Annotated in this window: 16 protein-coding genes, 1 tRNA gene and 3 pseudogenes; 2 read left to right on the forward strand and 18 right to left on the reverse strand. The window is 53.8% G+C overall.

The annotated features are described in order from the left end of the window. Positions 1–20: 20 nt before the first annotated feature. From PMYSY11_RS01790 to PMYSY11_RS01810, 5 genes are all read right to left on the reverse strand, one after another. Positions 21–1613, reverse strand: a complete 1593-nt coding sequence (locus PMYSY11_RS01790) for a phospholipase D family protein (RefSeq protein WP_150548156.1) — start codon at positions 1611–1613, stop codon at positions 21–23. Between the two features lie 106 nt (positions 1614–1719). After that, complete coding sequence (locus PMYSY11_RS01795; protein ID WP_150548157.1) at positions 1720–2823, reverse strand: DUF1254 domain-containing protein; 1104 nt, start codon at positions 2821–2823, stop codon at positions 1720–1722. Between the two features lie 289 nt (positions 2824–3112). Further along, positions 3113–3967: a glutathione-dependent disulfide-bond oxidoreductase gene (gene yghU, locus PMYSY11_RS01800; RefSeq protein ID WP_150548158.1), complete on the reverse strand. Its 855-nt coding sequence runs from the start codon at positions 3965–3967 to the stop codon at positions 3113–3115. Between the two features lie 117 nt (positions 3968–4084). Beyond that, positions 4085–4780, reverse strand: coding sequence for a haloacid dehalogenase type II (locus PMYSY11_RS01805; RefSeq protein WP_150548159.1), 696 nt, complete (start codon positions 4778–4780; stop codon positions 4085–4087). A 46-nt stretch (positions 4781–4826) separates the two neighbouring features. Then, complete coding sequence (locus PMYSY11_RS01810; protein ID WP_069902395.1) at positions 4827–5378, reverse strand: carboxymuconolactone decarboxylase family protein; 552 nt, start codon at positions 5376–5378, stop codon at positions 4827–4829. Positions 5379–5511: 133 nt separating this feature from the next. Here PMYSY11_RS01810 and PMYSY11_RS01815 point away from each other — a divergent pair, with 133 nt between their 5' ends. Further along, positions 5512–6114 (forward strand): TetR/AcrR family transcriptional regulator, encoded by a 603-nt coding sequence (locus PMYSY11_RS01815; protein WP_150548160.1) that lies wholly within the window; start codon positions 5512–5514, stop codon positions 6112–6114. 57 nt (positions 6115–6171) lie between these two features. Here the strand turns inward: PMYSY11_RS01815 and PMYSY11_RS01820 are convergent, their stop codons facing one another. The 6 genes and pseudogenes from PMYSY11_RS01820 to PMYSY11_RS01845 all read right to left on the reverse strand — a co-directional run bounded on the left by PMYSY11_RS01820 (position 6172) and on the right by PMYSY11_RS01845 (position 11411). Next, positions 6172–6387 (reverse strand): AbrB/MazE/SpoVT family DNA-binding domain-containing protein, encoded by a 216-nt coding sequence (locus PMYSY11_RS01820; RefSeq protein WP_090515921.1) that lies wholly within the window; start codon positions 6385–6387, stop codon positions 6172–6174. A 455-nt stretch (positions 6388–6842) separates the two neighbouring features. After that, positions 6843–7493, reverse strand: coding sequence for a hypothetical protein (locus PMYSY11_RS01825; RefSeq protein ID WP_150548161.1), 651 nt, complete (start codon positions 7491–7493; stop codon positions 6843–6845). A 591-nt stretch (positions 7494–8084) separates the two neighbouring features. Then, positions 8085–9002 carry a putative phage abortive infection protein gene (locus tag PMYSY11_RS01830; protein WP_150548162.1) on the reverse strand — a complete coding sequence of 306 codons (918 nt, stop codon included), beginning with the start codon at positions 9000–9002 and terminating at the stop codon, positions 8085–8087. Positions 9003–9131: 129 nt separating this feature from the next. Then, positions 9132–9956 (reverse strand): DUF5677 domain-containing protein, encoded by an 825-nt coding sequence (locus PMYSY11_RS01835; protein WP_150548163.1) that lies wholly within the window; start codon positions 9954–9956, stop codon positions 9132–9134. A 218-nt stretch (positions 9957–10174) separates the two neighbouring features. Beyond that, a pseudogene (locus PMYSY11_RS01840) lies at positions 10175–10434 on the reverse strand (hypothetical protein). Continuing rightward, positions 10431–11411 (reverse strand): annotated as a pseudogene (locus tag PMYSY11_RS01845) (integrase domain-containing protein). Before PMYSY11_RS01845 ends, PMYSY11_RS01840 begins: the two co-directional pseudogenes overlap by 4 nt. Before the next feature lie 774 nt (positions 11412–12185). Between PMYSY11_RS01845 and PMYSY11_RS01850 the strand changes: the two are divergent. Then, a complete protein-coding gene (locus PMYSY11_RS01850) occupies positions 12186–12533 on the forward strand; it encodes a hypothetical protein (protein WP_150548164.1) in 348 nt (115 codons plus the stop codon). A 91-nt stretch (positions 12534–12624) separates the two neighbouring features. Here the strand turns inward: PMYSY11_RS01850 and PMYSY11_RS01855 are convergent. From PMYSY11_RS01855 to PMYSY11_RS01885, 7 genes and pseudogenes are all read right to left on the reverse strand, one after another. After that, a pseudogene (locus PMYSY11_RS01855) lies at positions 12625–13358 on the reverse strand (tyrosine-type recombinase/integrase); the annotation flags it as partial. Positions 13359–13529: 171 nt separating this feature from the next. Then, positions 13530–13605: transfer RNA gene (locus tag PMYSY11_RS01860), tRNA-Thr, on the reverse strand. A 291-nt stretch (positions 13606–13896) separates the two neighbouring features. Beyond that, complete coding sequence (locus PMYSY11_RS01865) at positions 13897–15102, reverse strand: methyltransferase (protein ID WP_150548165.1); 1206 nt, start codon at positions 15100–15102, stop codon at positions 13897–13899. A 35-nt stretch (positions 15103–15137) separates the two neighbouring features. Beyond that, positions 15138–15827 (reverse strand): ABC transporter permease, encoded by a 690-nt coding sequence (locus tag PMYSY11_RS01870; protein WP_069902397.1) that lies wholly within the window; start codon positions 15825–15827, stop codon positions 15138–15140. Further along, positions 15824–16519, reverse strand: coding sequence for an ABC transporter permease (locus PMYSY11_RS01875; RefSeq protein ID WP_150548166.1), 696 nt, complete (start codon positions 16517–16519; stop codon positions 15824–15826). The genes PMYSY11_RS01870 and PMYSY11_RS01875 overlap by 4 nt, the downstream gene beginning before the upstream one ends. A 50-nt stretch (positions 16520–16569) precedes the next feature. Continuing rightward, the gene (locus PMYSY11_RS01880; protein WP_069902399.1) at positions 16570–17322 is read right to left on the reverse strand and encodes an ABC transporter substrate-binding protein; all 753 of its coding nucleotides are present in this window, start codon (positions 17320–17322) and stop codon (positions 16570–16572) included. 17 nt (positions 17323–17339) lie between these two features. Further along, the gene (locus tag PMYSY11_RS01885) at positions 17340–18113 is read right to left on the reverse strand and encodes an ABC transporter ATP-binding protein (RefSeq protein WP_069902400.1); all 774 of its coding nucleotides are present in this window, start codon (positions 18111–18113) and stop codon (positions 17340–17342) included. Between the last annotated feature and the right edge of the window lie 137 nt (positions 18114–18250).

Here is an 18250-nt window from a genome sequence, read left to right on the forward strand (position 1 = left end):
TCAGCCTGAGCGCCGTGCCCTCAAAGCATCCAGTCGATAGGCAGAATCGACAGGAAACCCACCATGCTGCGTGACCACACGCTGCTGCCTGGCTCTTTGGTGTGGATAATTTGCCGATCGGCGTCTTGTTCGAGCCAGATGATATTGCCTTGCTCATCGAGCTTAAGCTGATAGGCGAACTGGCGCAGGTCACGGTCGAAAGCTACTTGCATGCGTTGCGCCAGATGTGGGCTGTCGATGACGAAACCGAGTTCGGTGTTGAGGTTGGCCGAGCGTGGGTCGAAGTTGAAAGAGCCAACAAATACCCGCGAGCCGTCCACGGCGAAAGTTTTTGCGTGAAGGCTGGAGCCGTTGCTGCCGAATGAGTTGCGGCCTTTGGCCTGCTTGCTGGTCGGAGCGAGCCTGCGTACTTCGTAAATCTCGATGCCGGCGTTGAGCAAGTCTTTGCGCGATTTCGCGTAGCCCGCATGCACCGCGGGCACATCGGTGGCCTCGAAGGCGTTAGTTAGCACGCGCACTTTGACCCCGCTTTGGCTCAGCTCGCTAAACGCGTCGACCCCAACTTTGGTCGGGACAAAGTAAGGAGATACCAACTCTACGTGATGAGTGGGGGCGACCAGAATGTTGCTGATTCTGTTGATGAGCAATCCATCGGGCGCAGCCTTGCCTAATCCTTTGGCTGGATCGTCACTGACCATGCGGGTACTGGCCCAAATCAACTCCAGTTCACCATCGAGCAGTTTGCTGATAAAGGGCAGGTTTTTCAGGGCTGTTACGTAGGCATTGGCCTTGGAATTGTGTTCGATGGAAGTGGCCGCTGCGCCAATAGCTTCGCGCTCGGCCGCGTCAGCCTTGGGCAGAAAGTCGTTCACCGCATAGGCCGACTCGCTGGCCCAGTAGCGGTCAAAGCTGCTGGACACATCGCTCACCACTGGCCCGACCGAGATGACATCCAGGTCCGCAAACAGAACGCCGTCGGTTGCGCCAAAGTAGGCATCACCAACGTTGCGCCCGCCAATGATGCTGGCCCGGTTATCGGCGGTGAATGATTTATTGTGCATGCGCCGGTTGGAGCGCTTGAAGTCGGTGATAAATCCGGTCCACTTCGCCGAACGGGTGCGAAACGGGTTGAACAGGCGCACTTCGATGTTGGCATGGCTGTCGAGGGCGGCAAGTTCGCGGTCGATGCCGCTGGTGCCGTTATCGTCCAGCAGCAGGCGTACGCGCACACCCCGCTCGGCGGCATCAAGCAGCGCCTGCATCAGCAAGGTGCCGGTGGTGTCGCCACGCCAAATGTAATACTGCACATCCAGCGTGCGCTCGGCGGCGTTTGCCAGCAGCACGCGTGCGGCGAAGGCGTCACGCGGATTGTCCAGCGGGTAAATCCCGGACTCCCCCGGATGGCTGCTGACAAGTGGTTGCAATGCCTTGCCCAGACGGGTGTTTTGCGCTTCGTCCTGGCCCAAAGCCATTGACTCAGGCCGCGTGGTCAAACTGGGCAATGAGCTGCAACCTGCCAGTCCGCCGGTGAGCAGGGCAAACAGCATGGCCAGCCAGTGCGCTGGCAACCGGGCAGATTTGCAGAAATTAAGGGGCTCTGTGTGCGCGCGCATAAGCTTCCAGTGCCAGTGATCGGTACGCTCAGGCTAGCATTTTCAGCCGGACCAAATACAAGACCCGCGTCAATGCGGGCCTTGATTTGTCGTGAGGCGACTGTTTTCAGGGTTTTGCGGCTGTGGGTTTGTGGTTGTCGGTCAGGTCTTTCTCGAAGGCGAGAATGCTGTCGCGCGACTTGGGCAGGTAAGCACGGAACAAGGCATTCCAGTTCTTCGGAACCTGCAGATTGTTCGGCGTCCCTTCCGGACCATTGAAGTTCAGGGTGTAGCTGCCGTCTGCATTGGGTTCGGCTTCGAGCGAGCTGATCTTGAACGGTTTGCTGACCACCCAGCCGTCGGCATCATAAACAGTCAACGACCAGTAGCCTTTGCGGTCGTACTGCAAATCTGGCGCCTTGAATGTCATGCTCGAAGGCTTGCCATCAGCCGCTGCCTTGTCGCCCGGCAATACCACGAAGTAGTGCGCCTGAGTCGCCGGCAAGCCAGCCCAGCCGGCCAGGTTGGTCATCTGGTAATACGGCGACTCAATGGCGTCGAGGCTTTCGACGAAGCCTTTCCAGATCACGGTTTCTTTCGGTGCGCGTTTGATCAAGTCATCGCGCAGCGTGTTGAACGACGCCAGGTCGTACTTAACCTCGGGCACGTACGGTTCCGCCGAGCCAGCCTCGACCACGACTGAGTCTTGGCGCTCGTGCAGCTTGTTCATGCCGGCTTCGTCGAGTGAGGGCGGTTGAGTGCGCATAAACAAGTACACGTGGTCGCCAACAGTCAGTTGGTCCGGGCTGATTTTCATCGTTTCGCCCGGATAAACCACGCCCAACGTGATCGAGTTACCGTCGAAAATCTGTACGGACTGATACAGGTCGTAGGGCGGCACGGTCACGCTCAGTCCTTTGGAGGCGTCGAACACTGCATAGGAATAGATCAGGTCAAAATTTGAGCGAATGATGGTTTGATTATCCAGTTGGATACCCTGGCGCTCATGGCGGAATTTGTTGGGGCCGGTCTTGATGGTTTCTTCGGCGAAATATTTGGCGGTTTCAGCGCGGACGACATTCTCCATCGTCACTTTCTCGCCGCCTTCAGCCGTGAATGCCGGGCTTGAGGCGAGCGCTACGCCGTTCTTGCCGACACCGGTTTTCTCATCGGCGTGGCTGAAGCCAGAGGCCAATGCCAATCCAATCACTAACAGTTTGAGTGCTTTCATATGACTCCCTTCTCTGTCGATTAATCCATTACGCCGCACTCGCCAGCCCAGCTGTAGCGAGGTTAGCCGCTGGCATTGGCCGCGTCGGTTTTCAGAATTTGAGTCTATAGCAGTTTTTTTAGGGCGTCGTAAAATCGAGCGTCAATGCGCAGGCGTACGCGGGGAGCATTTTTTAGCGCAATGGCGACGTGCGCGCGCAGGAAGAGGGCTGAACAGGGGCGGGGAATTTGGCAGGAGGCGGGTGATGGAGTGACGGCGCCCGCTTTACGGTCGCCGTCATTTACCAGTGTTATCCGCCAATGTTGTCGAAGTCGCTGGCTGCGTGGCGCTCCAGCAGCTGCTCGCTGGCCTCGCCCCACGTACGGTTAACCATGCGGCCGCGTTTCACAGCGGGGCGTTCGGCAATGGCCTTGGCCCAACGCTGCACGTTCTTGTAGCTTTTCACATCGAGGAATGTGGCGGCATCGTACAGACCGCCAAGCGCTAGAACGCCGTACCATGGCCAGATGGCGACATCAGCAATGCTGTATTCGTCGCCCGCCAGGTAAGTATTGTCGGCCAGGCGGCGGTCGAGTACATCCAGTTCGCGTTTGACCTCCATGGTGAAACGGTCGATGGCGTATTCGATTTTGCTCGGCGCGTACGCGTAGAAATGACCGAAACCGCCGCCAAGATACGGCGCGCTGCCCATCTGCCAGAACAGCCAGTTAATGGTTTCAGCGCGGGCTTTGGGGTCTTTCGACAGCAGCGCATCAAACTTCTCGGCCAGGTACAGCAGAATCGAGCCCGACTCGAAAAGACGGGTCGGCGGCGTTGTGCTGTGATCCATCATCGCCGGAATCTTCGAGTTCGGATTGACCTCGACAAAGCCGCTGGAGAATTGATCGCCGTCGGAAATCTTGATCAGCCACGCGTCGTATTCGGCGCCGCTGTGGCCCAGTGCCAACAACTCTTCAAGCATCACCGTGACTTTCACGCCGTTGGGCGTAGCCAGTGAATAGAGTTGCAGCGGGTGCTTGCCAATCGGCAGGTCCTTGTCGTGCGTGGGGCCGGAGATCGGCCGGTTGATGCTGGAGAATGCACCGCCGTTCTGTTTGTCCCACTTCCAGACTGCGGGCGGTGTATAGGTTGTTTGATCGTCCATTGCAGATACCTATTTTTAACAGGTTAGAGTTTCAATACGTTAATCGCGCAGAGCGAGATAAACCGGGCGTTGCAGTTGATTGTCGTGACGCTGAAACAACGCAGATTAGTCCGCTATTCAAGCGCGTAGTCGGTCAATCAACTGGCTCGCAAGCTCGGTTAAATCCGCCGCGACAAAATTAGGCGTTGGTACTTCGGCTGCCGGCAGCAGGGTGTTATGCAGCCGCGTGATAAACGCACCCTGCCAGCCCGCAGACTGCGCGCCGATGGTGTCCCATAAATGACAGGCTACCAGCGTCAAACTGGCAGCAGGTACCTGCAGTTGATCCGCAACATGGGCATAGGTTTCGGGCGCGGGCTTAAACTTTTTAACCGACTCGACGCTGAAGGTCTGCTCAAAGAACTCCGCCAGCCCAGCTCGCTCAAGTGCTGTGGGCGATGCGCTGCTCGCCGAATTTGTGAGTGTCACCAGGCGAAAACCCGCATCACGCAGCATCTTCAGCGCAGGTAAAGCATCGGCGTGGGCGGGCATGTTGCCCATGCGCTGTTTCAGTTCGGCAATGTCGGCATCGTTAATGGTTTTGCCGTGCTGGGTGCCAAGCATGTGCAGCGTGCCAACGCCGAGCTCGCCAAACGGGCAGTAACGGCCGCTGAGGGTCAGCGTTTGTGAGTAGAGAATCAGCTGGGCGAACCATTCGCGTAACACCGTTGCGTCGCCAAACACCCGCTCGAACAGTGGCGCGAGTGTGTCTATATCGAGCAGGGTTTCGTTTACGTCGAACACGATAATCGGTGCGGCTGTTGGCTCGCTCATCTGTTGCTCCTGCGCTTCAATCATTGATTAACACTGTCGGTAGCGGTTATTTCTTTTCCCAGGCGAAGCTTTTGAAAGCGGCATCAATTGGGGTTTGGGCAACGTGGTTGGTGTAGTTGCTCATCACCTTCTGGCTGAGCGCCAAAATCACTTCCAATACGTTTTGCTGGCTGAAGCCTGCCGCGTAGAAGTCTTCAATCTGCGATGTTTGCAGCTCACCACGCTGGCGAACCATGGCCAGCGTGAAGTCGCGCAGTGCTTCCAGCTTAGGCGTTGGTAGCGGCGTTTCATCGCGCAACGCATTGCTTATTTCGTCAGACACCTTCATCGCCTTGGCGATGCCGGTATGCGCCGGAACGCAATAGTGGCAATTGTGCTCGACGTTGATGCTCTGCCAGACAACAGTTTGCTCCTCTGCAGTAAAGCTACTGTTGAGGAACAGGTTGTGCAGAACCTGATAACCCTCCAGCAGGCCGGGCGACTCGGCCATTACCGCGTGCAAGCCGGGAACCATGCCAAAGGCTTTCTGCGAGTTTTCCAGCAAAGGTTTAGAGGCTTCAGGAGCTGTGTTTTGGTCATGCAATTTGAAAGTAGACATGTGCTGATCCTTTTTGAGTGATCGTTCAAATATGACTTCACCTTAATTGAGGAGTTCACCGCTATCAAGCTATAATTGAGTGATCGCTCAATTATCAATGATGCTGCCCAACAGCCTTTATGCAGAGACAGCCATGCCGCGTATTGCTCGTTTTGATCGTCAAGTTGCTCTGGATCGGGCGGTAGAACTGTTCTGGTCGCGGGGCTATTACGCCTCGTCGATGAAGCACATCGAGCTGGCGCTGGATATGCGGCCAGGTAGCTTGTACGCCACGTTTGGCAGCAAGAGCGGCCTGTTCGCCGAAGCGCTGGATGCCTATGTCGCGCGCACAGCCGACACCTTCCAGCAAACGCTGGACGCCGCCCCCGCAGTGCTGGAAGGGTTGAAGTGTTATTTGCGCTCGTTCGCACAGGCCTGCAACACCGAGACGCAGCCGCCGGCGCAGGCATGCATGCTGGTGAAAACCCTGCTCGAAATAAACCCTGAAGACGCCGCCTTGCACGACAAAGTGGATGCGGTGCTGACGCAAATCGAGCAACGTATTGGTAAAGCGCTGGAGCGGGCAAAGGATGCTGGCGAGCTGCGCGCCGATGTCGATTGCGCAAGGCTTGCGCGACTCCTGCAAGCGCAAATCATCGGTTTGCGGGTATTCGCCGAGCGAAAAGTAGCGAATGCTCAGATTGCAGCGCTCGCTGATGATATGGCGAGCTTAGTTGACGCGTATCGGCCGGCTTGATGATGCCTGTCTGCAGATGTGCCTAAGCGTTTTAGCTGATATCAGGCTCACAAGGCCTTATTGCCCCTTGTCCCACGCCTCAACCAATTCATCCATACGATCAGGGATGCGCGGTGTTTTGCTAAGAACCAGGCAACGAGTTGTGCCAACGAATTCTTCAATCAGATACAACGAATCGCCCACATCAACGCCCAATTCCTGAAGTGCCGCATCCGGAATGCGGATACCGCCGTCGCCATTCCAGTCTTCGATAACTACCTGTTGCGTGCTCATATCGCCTCTGGGATTTGAAAATGCATTGTGGCCGAGCATGGCAGGCATCGTGAACAGCAAGCAACCCTGACTGGCAGCAGGCAGTGATAAATCGCAGGCAACAAAAAAGGCCCACATCGCTGTGGGCTTTTTTTTTGTATGGTGCGGCACCAGGAGTCGAAGGTATACATAAGTACATTTTTTATAATGATTTATTTTTTTGAGCTGAAGTTCTCTATCTCTAAAACTATCCTTTAGCATTCATTCGATCATATACGCAGGCAAAGCCAAGCTAAGATCTATTGCCCTTGAGGCATGGCAGGATGTCGTGCTTGAGTAAAAAACGAGCGCCTCTCCAGCTATGCTAAGCAACAGCAAACGACCCAGCTACCGTTGCTTAAAGGCTGCTATCGGTCAGGCAAGAGCGTAGTTCTTTGATGTGCAGCGAATGAAACAAGCGATAGTTGAGCGAATCGTTATGGGCATGCTTGAACTTCGCCTAGTAAGTTCACGTTTACCACAATTTCAAACTCACATTCTTGCTTCGAGTAAAAAATAGCTGTCTTGGAGATTGTGGACTGCAGTACTGCGCGGTCTTGGATGTTAAACCATGGTTGGTTTTGGTAGTGCACATATGCAAATTGCTCAGCTACATTTTTAGAGGTAGACCAAGACTGGCCATATTTTTGGATTATGTGTTCTTTTATGCCGCAACCTCGGTAGATTTCAACAGTTTCCGCAAGGGTTGCGATGTCGTTAGGCTTTAGCTCTTTGGTTAAAAGTACTCTTGGGTACCATGCTTCGTTCTCTTGTCTAGTAAAGAGCTGGTAAAGCCCGTCGCACGCAAATCCAGCAAATGCATGTCGAATTGGATCGATGATTGCGTAAGCATGTTCATTTTCAAAGAGGTGCTCGTAATTTAAGAAATTTCTCTGAATCTCTTCTTCGGCACCCTCTTTATTTAAAGAGATGAAGAAGCTCTCGATCATTCTGTAAATATCGCCTACATGACTGTCGCAACCTAAACTGTCGATCTTCTCTGTCAGATCTTGGATGTCTACGCACATTTCATTTATCAGAAATTGATGCGCTTCTTGGCTGAGTGGCACAGGTTCACCTTTGTGCATAATAATTAAGCTAACGAGTAGACAAAAGCGTACTTCTGGCTATCCGATCGGATAAATTAGCGGGAGTTTGGCGAGTTGTTAGGAGCCAATGGCGCAGAACATACCAGCGAAATAAAAGGTTCCTACTACTACGCTGCTTAGTAATATACCAATAGAGAAGAACATTAAGAAGACCCAGAATAGTATCCATGTGGCTTTGCCATATCCTGAGGAGTCTGTGCCAAATAGTGTTAACGGTTCACTATTCGTGTTGCGCAATTTTGAGCGGTAAGACGGAAGTCAAACAGACGTGTTACCACGGCTGCGGAGCCAGAAATAGATGCAACAAGCAGCGATAGGAAGGCGAGTAGAAATAGTAAAGCCAATATCCCTGTGGGTTTGAATGAAGCATCACGCAGAAGAGAAAAGAGAAAGCCTAGGCCCCCCACTGACAGTCCAGAAAACAAGAGAGGGCGGTAGAGAGTTGGCTAATAGTTTGCCCTTGCCACCTTACGAAGCGCTCATTGCCTAACTGTGATACCTCCTGGATCCTAAAAATTCAGCTAGCAGGCGAACAAAAGCGTAGCTTTTACGGGGCCAGAGAGCAACTAGTTATAATTTTTCCGAACTAGTTTTGAACTGGGTTCGCCCGAATGCATTTTTTTCATAAAAATTCTTTGTGGAAACTAGTAGCACGTGATCGCTTTCTTTGATTTTGAATGGCATATGCTCAAGAAATGAGTAGCGCTCTATAAGTAACTTAAAGTTCCAGTAGGTGTTGGAGCTGTCTGCGCAGAAGCAGTTAATGGCTAGTAGTTGGGTTGCGTCATAGCTTAGAAACGACCTTACGATGTTGCTGTACATTTTCTCACTTGGTGCAAGCTTGCTATTGGCTAGTGTTTCTTGGCTAAATTCTGAGCCAATACTTCCGTCAGGTACGTTTGTGGCTATAAATTTCAGAACTTGGTACAGGACTCTAAAATAGTGGCCGCAAATACCATTATATTTTTCTAGCGCATTTTTCGCGTCTTGTAGATCGGAGTGATTCTCCGAAAATACGGCAAGTCTAACAATATCTAAGTCTGATCGATCGTTTGTATACTTTGTAGTTGGTGTGGATATTTTTTCGAGAGCTTTGTTGTGTTGGTCGAGCAACGAGAAAAAGGTATTTTCAAACTGCTGTTTTGATTGTGTGTCAGATTGTTTGTTTAGTGCTGCTTCGGTTTTTTCTTGCGCAGAGGCGGATCGCTCAAGCTCTATTCTGGTTGATTCAAGCTCTTTGCTTTGTAATACGATTGTTAGTAAAAGCGCAATCAGGCTTAAAAAGCCAAATATGGGATTTAATGTGCCGCCGAGGAAATCTCCAAATGTTCCCCAGTCTGAATTTTCATTGCTGAACCCGTTGTTGAACTCCATGAGATATAAGGTAAGTACAAAGCCGAAGAAGCCTGTTGCGATCCCCAATATCCAAACTATCCATTTGAGTAAACTTCGAGGGGTTATGCTCTCAAGCTTTTCTTCTAGGTTCAATTTGTTGCGCTTCCTTGTGCAGCGTAACCTTTGGTTAACGGACGGGCTTTAGCCTGTTCCAGTGAGCGATGCGAACGATTTGAGCGAGTTGTTAGGCTGGCAGTAAATATGGTTGATGCTAAAAGCATATTAATTCTCCTTGACTACCGCAAGCCCTGTTGCAATTGCAGCCTCCTTGAACGAATTTTTAGATGTATGAGCTGCTGCATCGATGGATTCATTGCCGAGTGATGCTAAAAGGCCGAACAGCGTGTCTATACTGGCTCCCGCCATTAAGTACAAGGTCGAGAGCGTTTGATGAAAGTGGCAATCCAAGCTCTCTTGATCATGGGGTGGCTTGGCCTCATAGGCTCCTAGGTGAAACACGGCTCCGTAAATGGTTCCGTGCAGCGCTTCTGACGCATTGGCATAAATTGCCAGTAGACTCATGAATAACCCAGTACTGCCTAGCTTTGCTTCGATCAAAGCAGCTCTTTCAGGGACGGAAATATTTGTCCAGCGTGTTTTTTCTCTTCCGCGTTCACTGGTGAATTTTGCAATTGCTACGCGGATTTCGTCTGGGAGGTCAAAGTCTCCTCCGTTGAGCGCAATGCGTGCTTTAACTTTCCCATTAACTTCAATGGATTGATCTAGGCTTCGGCCAGCTTTGTTCAAGGAGTAATCAAGATAATCTGAAAACTCCGCGTCTGTGCATAGCTGAAGAAAGCAGAAATTCGTAACCCGTTCTATTAGTGCTCTTGAGATAATGTAGGCTTGGTTAGTACGGCCATTCTCACACAGCAATCTTATTGAAATCGCGTCTTCGATGATTGCAGAGTAGATTGCAAAAAGGTCTGAAATTCGCGACTGACTACTCTGGCTTATGAGGCTTACATTTTCTACAAGTAAATTTACTTGGCTATCTAAAAATGAGGCCAAGATTTGCGAGCCGTCGTGGGTGTTTATGATTGTCATTCTGGTTTCAAAGGCCTAATTATAAGGCGACCATATAAGGTGATGTTTTTCGCCACCTGTGTCGCATAACGTTCCTTGTCTACGCATAATCCCTTGATCCCATTGAGTAGTACGTTCTAGACGCGACAATGAGTAATGGGGAAGTAGCGATAAGACCTAGCCCGAGGCTACGTAAACTTTGGTGGTGTGTCTATGGTCCCATTAGGATCAGGTCTCACTCAGGGATTGAAAACCCATGACGTATCTAGACGTCGAGCGAGCAGGCGGACCGTTAGCAGGTAGTAGTACCGTGTTGCATCACTGCGGTGGCTCATGCAAGCCACATGCTTTTTTGCCAGGCCCATGGCGTTTCTCGCTGCCAGCGCTCTGCAATTTCAGCCTGGATGATTTTTGCCTGTCGCACATGGCGTTTTCGGGTTACGTGCGCGCCGGTTAGCACTCCAGCCAAGAACAACTCCATATCGAATTGCTTACTCATGCCAGCCCACCAATGTAGGCCGCGACCACGTCGATCCGACCGTGCCCCAATTCATAACTGATTTGCCGTCGGGCTTGATGGTCAAGACGTTGATCTAACTGGCAGCATTGACCACCGTTAATAGATCCGCGGTGATGGGTGATCCACTCATAGCGTTCACACGCGAACGCCGCTCGGAGTTCATGAAAGCCTTTGAGGTTGTGTACATGCAGGGTGTCGCGGGCAGGACGGTCGATTTCCTGCAGGATGCTCAGGTAGCTTTCGCTCGGAGCAATCAGGTTGCGACTTCCCGCAGGCGAAATCTGCTGTGCAAATCTAAGCGCGGCTCGAACATGATCATCCACTGTAATCCAACGTGGCGCCGAGGCACCGGCGCGGCCGCCTTTGGTGCCATCCTGAATGTTAATCCTGCCTAGGCCGTTAGCCTCACGGCTTAGTCGCGGCAGGTCAGCCAAGATGGCCTCTCGCAAGCGCATGCCGGTGGCTCGCGCCAACATAACGATCACTGCTGCCCGTCTCTGGTCACGGCTGCAAAGCGCATCGACGATCTGCTTAACCTGCTCGCGATCCTGGCCTTGTGGAACTGAATGACGAACCCCGGTGCGCTGCATGTCCAAAGCCTTGCTCGGACTCGGCAACTTCACGTGCTGATCACCGCGAAGCGCCGCCATGGTCCTGTTAACACTGGATAGCCGGTTTTGTGCGGTGCTGACAGCAAGATCACCGCGCTCAACTAGGTCGCGCAGGTACGCTGCTTAATCCGCCAACATCTCCCGACCAATCTGCCGCGCATCATTGATACCGGGCCCCTGTTCGGAACGGCACCATTTGACGAATTCCTGCCACCGATCACAGTGCGCCTTGATCGTGCCGTAATGACCGCCGCCGAACATGTCTTTCAGCGCCTGCGGCCCTGCGTAGCTCAATTGCCTGCCGTGGCCGAAATTACGACCATCGCGTCTACCCACCAATGCCATGTCGGTTACCACATTCTCAGCTATCCAGTCCTCGCCCCACGTCATCCCGCCAAGAATGCTGAGTGTTATCAGGGATCAAGGCCCCTGCGACCTGTGGGATGTCCTCGAACGCGGGACTGGCGACACCTTACGTCCGGGAGCAAGGGCATCTCATGATCTGGCCCCCTGAGCATCGTTACCGGTGGGCGGGTGGAGGCTGCATTGGCTGACGAGACCAGTGCCGCGAGATCCTGAGCCGGGTGAAAGCAGCAATGCGATGACCGGGGCATGCCTGACTGTCAGTCTGGTGCAGTCCTTTCCCTGGTCTGCGGCACCATCATCTGCAGCGCTGTTGCTGGTGACATCCGCGTATGTCACGCCGATTGACACGAGGGGATTGCCGCAAAGCCATGTGCGATCAGGGCTGCAGCAGTGGTAGAAGCGCCCGTCTCTTTCCGGAAGAAAGAGACGGGCGCAGGTTGGCGCAGTGAAATGGCCAAGCGGATAGGTCGCTGCAGTGCGGCTATGAGAGGGGATGAGTTGCCGCAGTGGACCCGCGTGGACAAGCGGATCACTGATATATGAAGACCGAACGCTTACTCGGTTGCGCCACGTTTTACTTTTAGGCGAGTGACGTTAGCTCCGGTCTGGTTCGCGAATTCGTGTGGAGTGACATGCTCCTGTCGATTTGCGGGAGAAATGCGCCTGCTTCGGGGGGAAGCGGTCAAGGAGAGTTCTTAATCTGTGACTGGATGACATGGTGATAGGCACTGTGATCTCAAAAGGAGCATATCAATGAGACCGAGTTTCTTTCTGGACGATGAAGATGAAGCCATCGCCAAGAGCTATTTCAAGAAAGTGAATAGCATTGGTTTTGTTTGTGTCGGTTTGGCGTTGACCATAATCACAATGCCTCATCCTGAGCGCGCTGCATGGTTTGTCTTCGCGGTAGCGATCGCCTATGCGTTTAGCCACGGTGATGCTTACCGGAAAATTGTTGCCAGTTACTTGTTGCGTCATAAAGGAGGCGGCGGTGGTATTCGCTTGCTGATGAAAGTAGCTCTCTTCTTGCTGGGTACAAGTCTGTTGTCGGGGATTGGGCTTCAGATCTTGACCCCTGAGGTCTTAGGCATCCTCCCATAGCGGGATTGCCTCAGGGATCTAAGGGCGGGTGGACTCAATCAGTGATCCGCTTCACCTTCATCCGAGTTACATTCGCCCCCCATCTGGTTGGCGAACTCATGCAGCGAGAGCATGACCGTCAGCCGGGTAAGTGCGCGGCCTTTATAGGTGTCGATTCGCTCCTGTAGTTCCGGCAGTCGCGATAAGGGTAGAGCGGGGCGATATACCACCCGCGGGGCTTTGATCGAGCCTTCGAGATCGTAAGCAAGGTTTATGGTGATAAGCCGGAGGCGCTTTGCCTCGCGCATGATACTCTGCAGGTAGTTTTGTACCCTTAAAGCAACGTCGATCGTTCCGCGCTTTTTGATCGCTTTCAAGGACTGCATAAGGTCATGGATGTCGAGATCAACAATGGCGCGTGCGCCAATCAGCGGGAATACGTGGGTTTTGAGGCGGCTCATCACACTCTTGGAGTGGCCCTGGTGCCCAGTTGGCTGACATTTCCGTATGCCAGTCTAGAGCAACGCTTTTAAAGGTTCTGCCTTTGATCACGGCTTCCGCCTTGGCTTGGTGCTTGGTCTTTATGGGATCAATGCCATCCGCCAGCATTCGCTTGACCTCCAAGCGCTTGCGGCGCGCATCGGCGAGGCCGATGACGGGGTAGTTGCAGAACGAGGTCAGTCCTTCCCGTCCGTCAGGTTTGACGTAACGGAGCCGCCAGCCTTTGCGGCCACTGGGTTGGACTAGGAGGTATAGGCCATCGCCGTTAAAAAGCTCGTAGGCGCGGTCTGTAGGTTTTGCCAAGCGGCAAGCTGCGTCGGAGAGCGGAGCTGTGGTGCGCGACATAAGGGTACTCCCTTTTATCGAAGTGACCTGTATCCCAGACTCTACCCTTAAAACGGTTGGAATCCTCCAGTTTCTGACGGAAGCCGATGGATCGCCAAAACGAAAAACCCGCCAAAAGGCGGGTTTTTCGAGAGTTCCAGAGATTTTGAAAGCCTTCTCTGGAACCTTGTATGGTGCCGGCACCAAGAGTCGAACTCGGGACCTACTGATTACAAGTCAGTTGCTCTACCAACTGAGCTATACCGGCATTTGTGGGGCGCATTATATAGATAAGTTGCGATGAGTAAAGGCCCTTTTGGCAACTATTTTATAAAAAATGTAATGAGCCCGGATTTCTTTATGCACAACTGAGATAAATTTTGCCCGCAGCAGCAGATTTTTTGTGATGCTCGCCTCGGTATTTCATAAGTGTCTGTTTTTATTAGTATTTTTAAATTATTAAAAAAGACCTTGAGTCGCATTGTCGGGCTGTACAGCCTGTGTTAGACGCCTTTTCGAAAAACTATCAACTGACTTATCCACAGCTTTTGTGGATAAGTTAAAGGCGTTCTGCCTGTAACAGCAGGTTTCTTGGGGTTACTTCATGTGGGCAGAAGCGTTTTAGCGTCACGCTGTAGCCGTGCTCCTGTAAATACAGGGCGCGATCAAGTACCAGCCACATTTCCAGCGGGCGGCGGAACAGGTCGCGTACCAGTTCCAGATTGCGGACTTCGGCAAGGCGTTGCCAGCCGAGGGATTGCAGTGCATCCCAGTCTTCGTCGGCGGGCGGTGCGGGCAGGTCTTTGAGTGCGGCGAGGTCTTTGCAGTAGTCGGTGAACGGTTTATCCAGCCAGGCTGCTGGCAAAGAAGGCGTGGGCAGGTATTCATTGATGCCGCGTAACCGGCGCTGCAATTGATCAAATGCCAGGCGTCGTGCCATCGAGTTGTCGCGTTGTCTGCGCACGCGGGCGCCAGCGGTTACGGTTTCGCTGGCAGGCAGGCCGAGATCGTCGCGGGATAGTTGCAGGCTGGAGGCTTTTGCAGCCGTGGATAACGGCTGGTAATGCTCATCGCGGGTGCGGTTGTAGCAGCAGGGCGCAATCGCCAATTGCTGGCAACCTGCCTTGCTGGCGAGTTGCATAAGGTGCACATGCAGGTCGCCGCAGGCATGCAGGGCCACGGGTGTGTGGCTGGGTTGCAGCTGTTGTTGGCAATCCTCGGCGAGCACGTCTTGCTGGATATGCCGGGCCTGACGTTTTAAGTGATCGCTGATCTTTTGCCCGCTTGCGACCAGTTCTGCATCGTATTCAAGGCAGGTCAGTAGCTGTGAGTCTTGCGCCAGTACCCGTCCAAGATGGCCCTTGCCAGCACACCAGTCGAGCCAATGACTGACAGGTTGGGCAAACTGCAGGCTGTGGGCGAACGCCTCGATCTGCTGCAACTTGCGCCCCGGAATACCCGCCGTTTGCCGCGCGTTCAGCTGTGTGTGTGGCGCGACTGATACGCCATCAACATAACAAAGCGTTTGCGCACTCTTGGCGATCTCGCCGAACGGGGCGGGTGCGTCGAGCAACTCTGGTTGGTTGTGGGCAAGCTCGGCCTGTTCCAGCGTTCGTGCGCGCAGCCAGTTGGCCAGTTCAGGGTGATCGTGTTCCCACTCAAGCTGCAGTTGGGTAAACGGGCGCGGTCGCCACAGGTGCTGGTGCTTTATGAGCAGGGTGTCGAGTGCGGCAAAACGCTGGGCAAGAGAGACGGGGGTTGTCATAGGGAAATGCAGTCGGGCCGTTGCCGGCCCAACTGTTAACGGCCTTGGCAGGCGTCTACGCGCAGCCAGCGTTCCAGCAGCTTGAAGCCGCGAACCAGAACGAAGGCGATCACCAGATAGAACATCCCGGCGGCGAAGAAAATCTCCACTGGCAAGTAGGTGCGGGCGATGATTGTGCGCGCCATGCCGGTGAGCTCAAGTAAGGTGATGGTGCTCGCCAGTGCGCTGGCCTTGAGCATCAGAATCACTTCGTTGCTGTAAGCGGGCAGGCCGATGCGTGCAGCACGGGGCAGCAGAATGTGCACCATGGTCTGGAACCGTGACATGCCTAATGCGCGTGCAGCCTCAACCTCGCCTGGCGGAACAGACTGAATCGCGCCACGCAGGATTTCGGCGATATAGGCGGCTGTGTGCAGCGTCATGGTGAGAACGGCGCACCAGTACGGGTCACGCAGGTAAGGCCAGAGCGGCCCTTGGCGCACGGACTCGAACTGCGCAAGGCCGTAATACACCAGAAACAGCTGAACCAGCAGCGGTGTGCCACGGAAGAAGAAGATGTAGCCGTAAGGCAGGCTGCGGATATACCAATGCCGCGATGAGCGGGCGATGCCCATCGGAATGGCCAGAATGAGACCGGCGATTACCGCGAAGGCGACCAGCTCTAATGTAAGCACTGCGCCTTCGGAAAGGCGTGGCAGCCACTTGATGATGACTTCCCAGTTCATTGGCTGCTCCTGACAAAACCACGGCTTGCGCGTTTTTCAAGCAGGTACATGCCGGTCATGGCGATGACGGTGAGGCTGAGATAAATCAAGGCGGCGACCATGTAGAAGGTGAAGGCTTGCTTGCTTGAGGTCACTGCGATTTGCGAGCGACGCATGATTTCTTCCAGGCCGATCACTGAAACCAGCGCGGTGTCCTTCATCAAAATCATGAACAGGTTGCCAAGGCCGGGCAGGGCGATACGCCACATTTGCGGCAGAATCAGGCGCCAGAAAATGCGTGGCTTGGACATGCCCAGTGCCTGACCCGCTTCGCGGTGGCCCTTGGGGATTGCCAGAATGGCCCCGCGAAATACTTCCGTTGCGTATGCGCCGAAGCAGATGCCGAGGGCGATTGTGCCGGCAGCGAACGGGCTGAGTTCCAGGCTTTCCATGTGCAGAAAGTCTGCCAGGGTGCGCATCAGGTTGACGGTGCCGAAGTAGATCAGCAGTACCCAGAGCAATTCCGGGATGCCGCGCACGATGGTCGAATAAGTGCCGCCAAGCCATTGCAGCGGCTTGTACGGAGAAGTTTTAGCCAGTGCACCAAGCATGCCCAACACCAGACCGAGGCATAGCGCGCTTAGCGCCAGCTTGATGGTCATCAGGGTGCCGGCTGCCAGGGCAGGGCCGAATCCATAGAGATCGAAGTTCATGTGGGCTCAGTAGCCTGCGCCGCCGGTGAGGGCGGCGCAGTGCCGGCAGCTTAGTAAATGCTGAACGGGAAGTACTTGTCGTTGATCTGCTTGTAAGTGCCGTCGGCAACGATTTCTTTCAGGGCGGCGTTGAGTTTCACGCGAAGCTCGTCGCCTTTACGCACAGCGATACCGATTTTGTCGTTATCGAATACAGGGTCACCCTTGAATTCGAAGCTTTTGCCGGCGTCGCTCTTGAGCCATTCCCAGTTTACGAAGGTGTCTGCCAGCACGCCATCGAGACGGCCAGACGACAGGTCGAGGTAGGCGTTTTCCTGAGTGTCATACAACTTGATGTCGACAACGTCTTTCATGTTGTCTTCCAGCCAGGTGCCGGCGATGGTTGCACGCTGAGCGCCAATGACCTTGCCTTTCAGGCTGTCTTTGTCAGCTTTGAAATCGCTGCTCTTCGGCGCGATGAACTGCAGTTTGTTGGTGTAGTACGGATCCGTGAAGTCGACCGCTTGCTTGCGCTCTTCGGTGATCGACATGGAGGCGATCAGGAAGTCGAACTTCTTGGCGTTCAAGGCCGGAATAATACCGTCCCAGTCGGAAGTAACGACTTCGCACTCAACCTTCATCTTGGCGCAAAGTGCTTGGCCAATCTCGACGTCGAAGCCACCCACCTGGCCACTTGCGTCAATCAGGTTGAACGGAGGGTATGCGCCCTCGGTACCAATTTTCAGTTTGTCGGCGGCGACTGCGCTAGTGCCGAAAGCCAGTGTTGCAGCAGCGGCTAGCAGAATTTTTTTGTAGTTTTGCATTCGATACAGCTCCTTGGTTAGCGATTGCCTGACATGAATTGTTTGCAGCGTGCTGAGCTTGGGTTCTCGAAAACCTGCTCGGGCGAGCCTTGTTCTTCAACCAAGCCTTGATGCAAAAATACCACTTCACTCGACACTTGGCGGGCGAAGCCCATTTCGTGCGTCACGAGCAGCATGGTGCGACCCTCTTCGGCCAGTGCACGAATTACGTTAAGCACTTCTTGTACCATCTCGGGGTCTAGCGCCGAGGTGGGTTCGTCAAAGAGGATGACCTTGGGTTGCATGGCCAGCGTGCGTGCAATCGCTGCGCGCTGTTGCTGGCCACCCGAAAGCTGGTTGGGGTAAACGTGACGTTTGTCGGCAATACCGACCTTGGCCAGTAATGCTTCCGCGATTTCAGTGGCTTCGGCTTTGCTCTGACCCAGCACGCGGCGCGGCGCTTCGATGATGTTATCGAGCACGCTCATGTGTGGCCAAAGGTTGAAGTTCTGAAACACGAAGCCGATTTCGCTGCGCATGCGGTTGATCTGCTTGCCATCTGCGGCAACCAGTTCACCATTTTTGGCAGCTTTGAGCTTGAGCTCTTCACCGGCGACGATGATCTGACCCTTGTGCGGGTTCTCAAGCAGATTGATGCAGCGCAGGAAGGTCGACTTTCCGGAGCCGGACGAGCCGAGAATCGAGATGACATCGCCATCACGGGCGGTCAGCGAGATACCTTTAAGTACTTCAAGATCGCCATAGCGTTTATGCAAATCGCGAATTTCTAGCGCAGGCGAAGCCTCAGCCATGGGTATTCCTCTTATTCTCTGAGTGCTCTCCAGCCATCATATAGCCATCCTGGCGCAGCCAAATTAGCATAGCGCTTCGATTACGGCCAAGCCTGCGGGAGCGGTTTAAAAGCTTGAAGTGGGTCGTGTGTCGCATC

Origin of the sequence: Pseudomonas marincola (genome assembly GCF_900682675.2) — a bacterium.
Lineage (GTDB): Bacteria > Pseudomonadota > Gammaproteobacteria > Pseudomonadales > Pseudomonadaceae > Aquipseudomonas > Aquipseudomonas marincola.

Excerpts from the sequence above, each read along its gene's own strand:
- PMYSY11_RS01880 (WP_069902399.1), bottom strand. The coding sequence starts at position 17,322 with ATGCAAAACTACAAAAAAATTCTGCTAGCCGCTGCTGCAACACTGGCT.
- PMYSY11_RS01790 (WP_150548156.1), bottom strand. The coding sequence starts at position 1,613 with ATGCGCGCGCACACAGAGCCCCTTAATTTCTGCAAATCTGCCCGGTTG.
- PMYSY11_RS01850 (WP_150548164.1), top strand. The coding sequence starts at position 12,186 with ATGAGACCGAGTTTCTTTCTGGACGATGAAGATGAAGCCATCGCCAAG.
- PMYSY11_RS01875 (WP_150548166.1), bottom strand. The coding sequence starts at position 16,519 with ATGAACTTCGATCTCTATGGATTCGGCCCTGCCCTGGCAGCCGGCACC.
- PMYSY11_RS01825 (WP_150548161.1), bottom strand. The coding sequence starts at position 7,493 with ATGCACAAAGGTGAACCTGTGCCACTCAGCCAAGAAGCGCATCAATTT.
- PMYSY11_RS01835 (WP_150548163.1), bottom strand. The coding sequence starts at position 9,956 with ATGACAATCATAAACACCCACGACGGCTCGCAAATCTTGGCCTCATTT.
- PMYSY11_RS01810 (WP_069902395.1), bottom strand. The coding sequence starts at position 5,378 with ATGTCTACTTTCAAATTGCATGACCAAAACACAGCTCCTGAAGCCTCT.
- PMYSY11_RS01795 (WP_150548157.1), bottom strand. The coding sequence starts at position 2,823 with ATGAAAGCACTCAAACTGTTAGTGATTGGATTGGCATTGGCCTCTGGC.
- yghU (WP_150548158.1), bottom strand. The coding sequence starts at position 3,967 with ATGGACGATCAAACAACCTATACACCGCCCGCAGTCTGGAAGTGGGAC.
- PMYSY11_RS01870 (WP_069902397.1), bottom strand. The coding sequence starts at position 15,827 with ATGAACTGGGAAGTCATCATCAAGTGGCTGCCACGCCTTTCCGAAGGC.
- PMYSY11_RS01805 (WP_150548159.1), bottom strand. The coding sequence starts at position 4,780 with ATGAGCGAGCCAACAGCCGCACCGATTATCGTGTTCGACGTAAACGAA.
- PMYSY11_RS01885 (WP_069902400.1), bottom strand. The coding sequence starts at position 18,113 with ATGGCTGAGGCTTCGCCTGCGCTAGAAATTCGCGATTTGCATAAACGC.
- PMYSY11_RS01815 (WP_150548160.1), top strand. The coding sequence starts at position 5,512 with ATGCCGCGTATTGCTCGTTTTGATCGTCAAGTTGCTCTGGATCGGGCG.
- PMYSY11_RS01820 (WP_090515921.1), bottom strand. The coding sequence starts at position 6,387 with ATGAGCACGCAACAGGTAGTTATCGAAGACTGGAATGGCGACGGCGGT.
- PMYSY11_RS01865 (WP_150548165.1), bottom strand. The coding sequence starts at position 15,102 with ATGACAACCCCCGTCTCTCTTGCCCAGCGTTTTGCCGCACTCGACACC.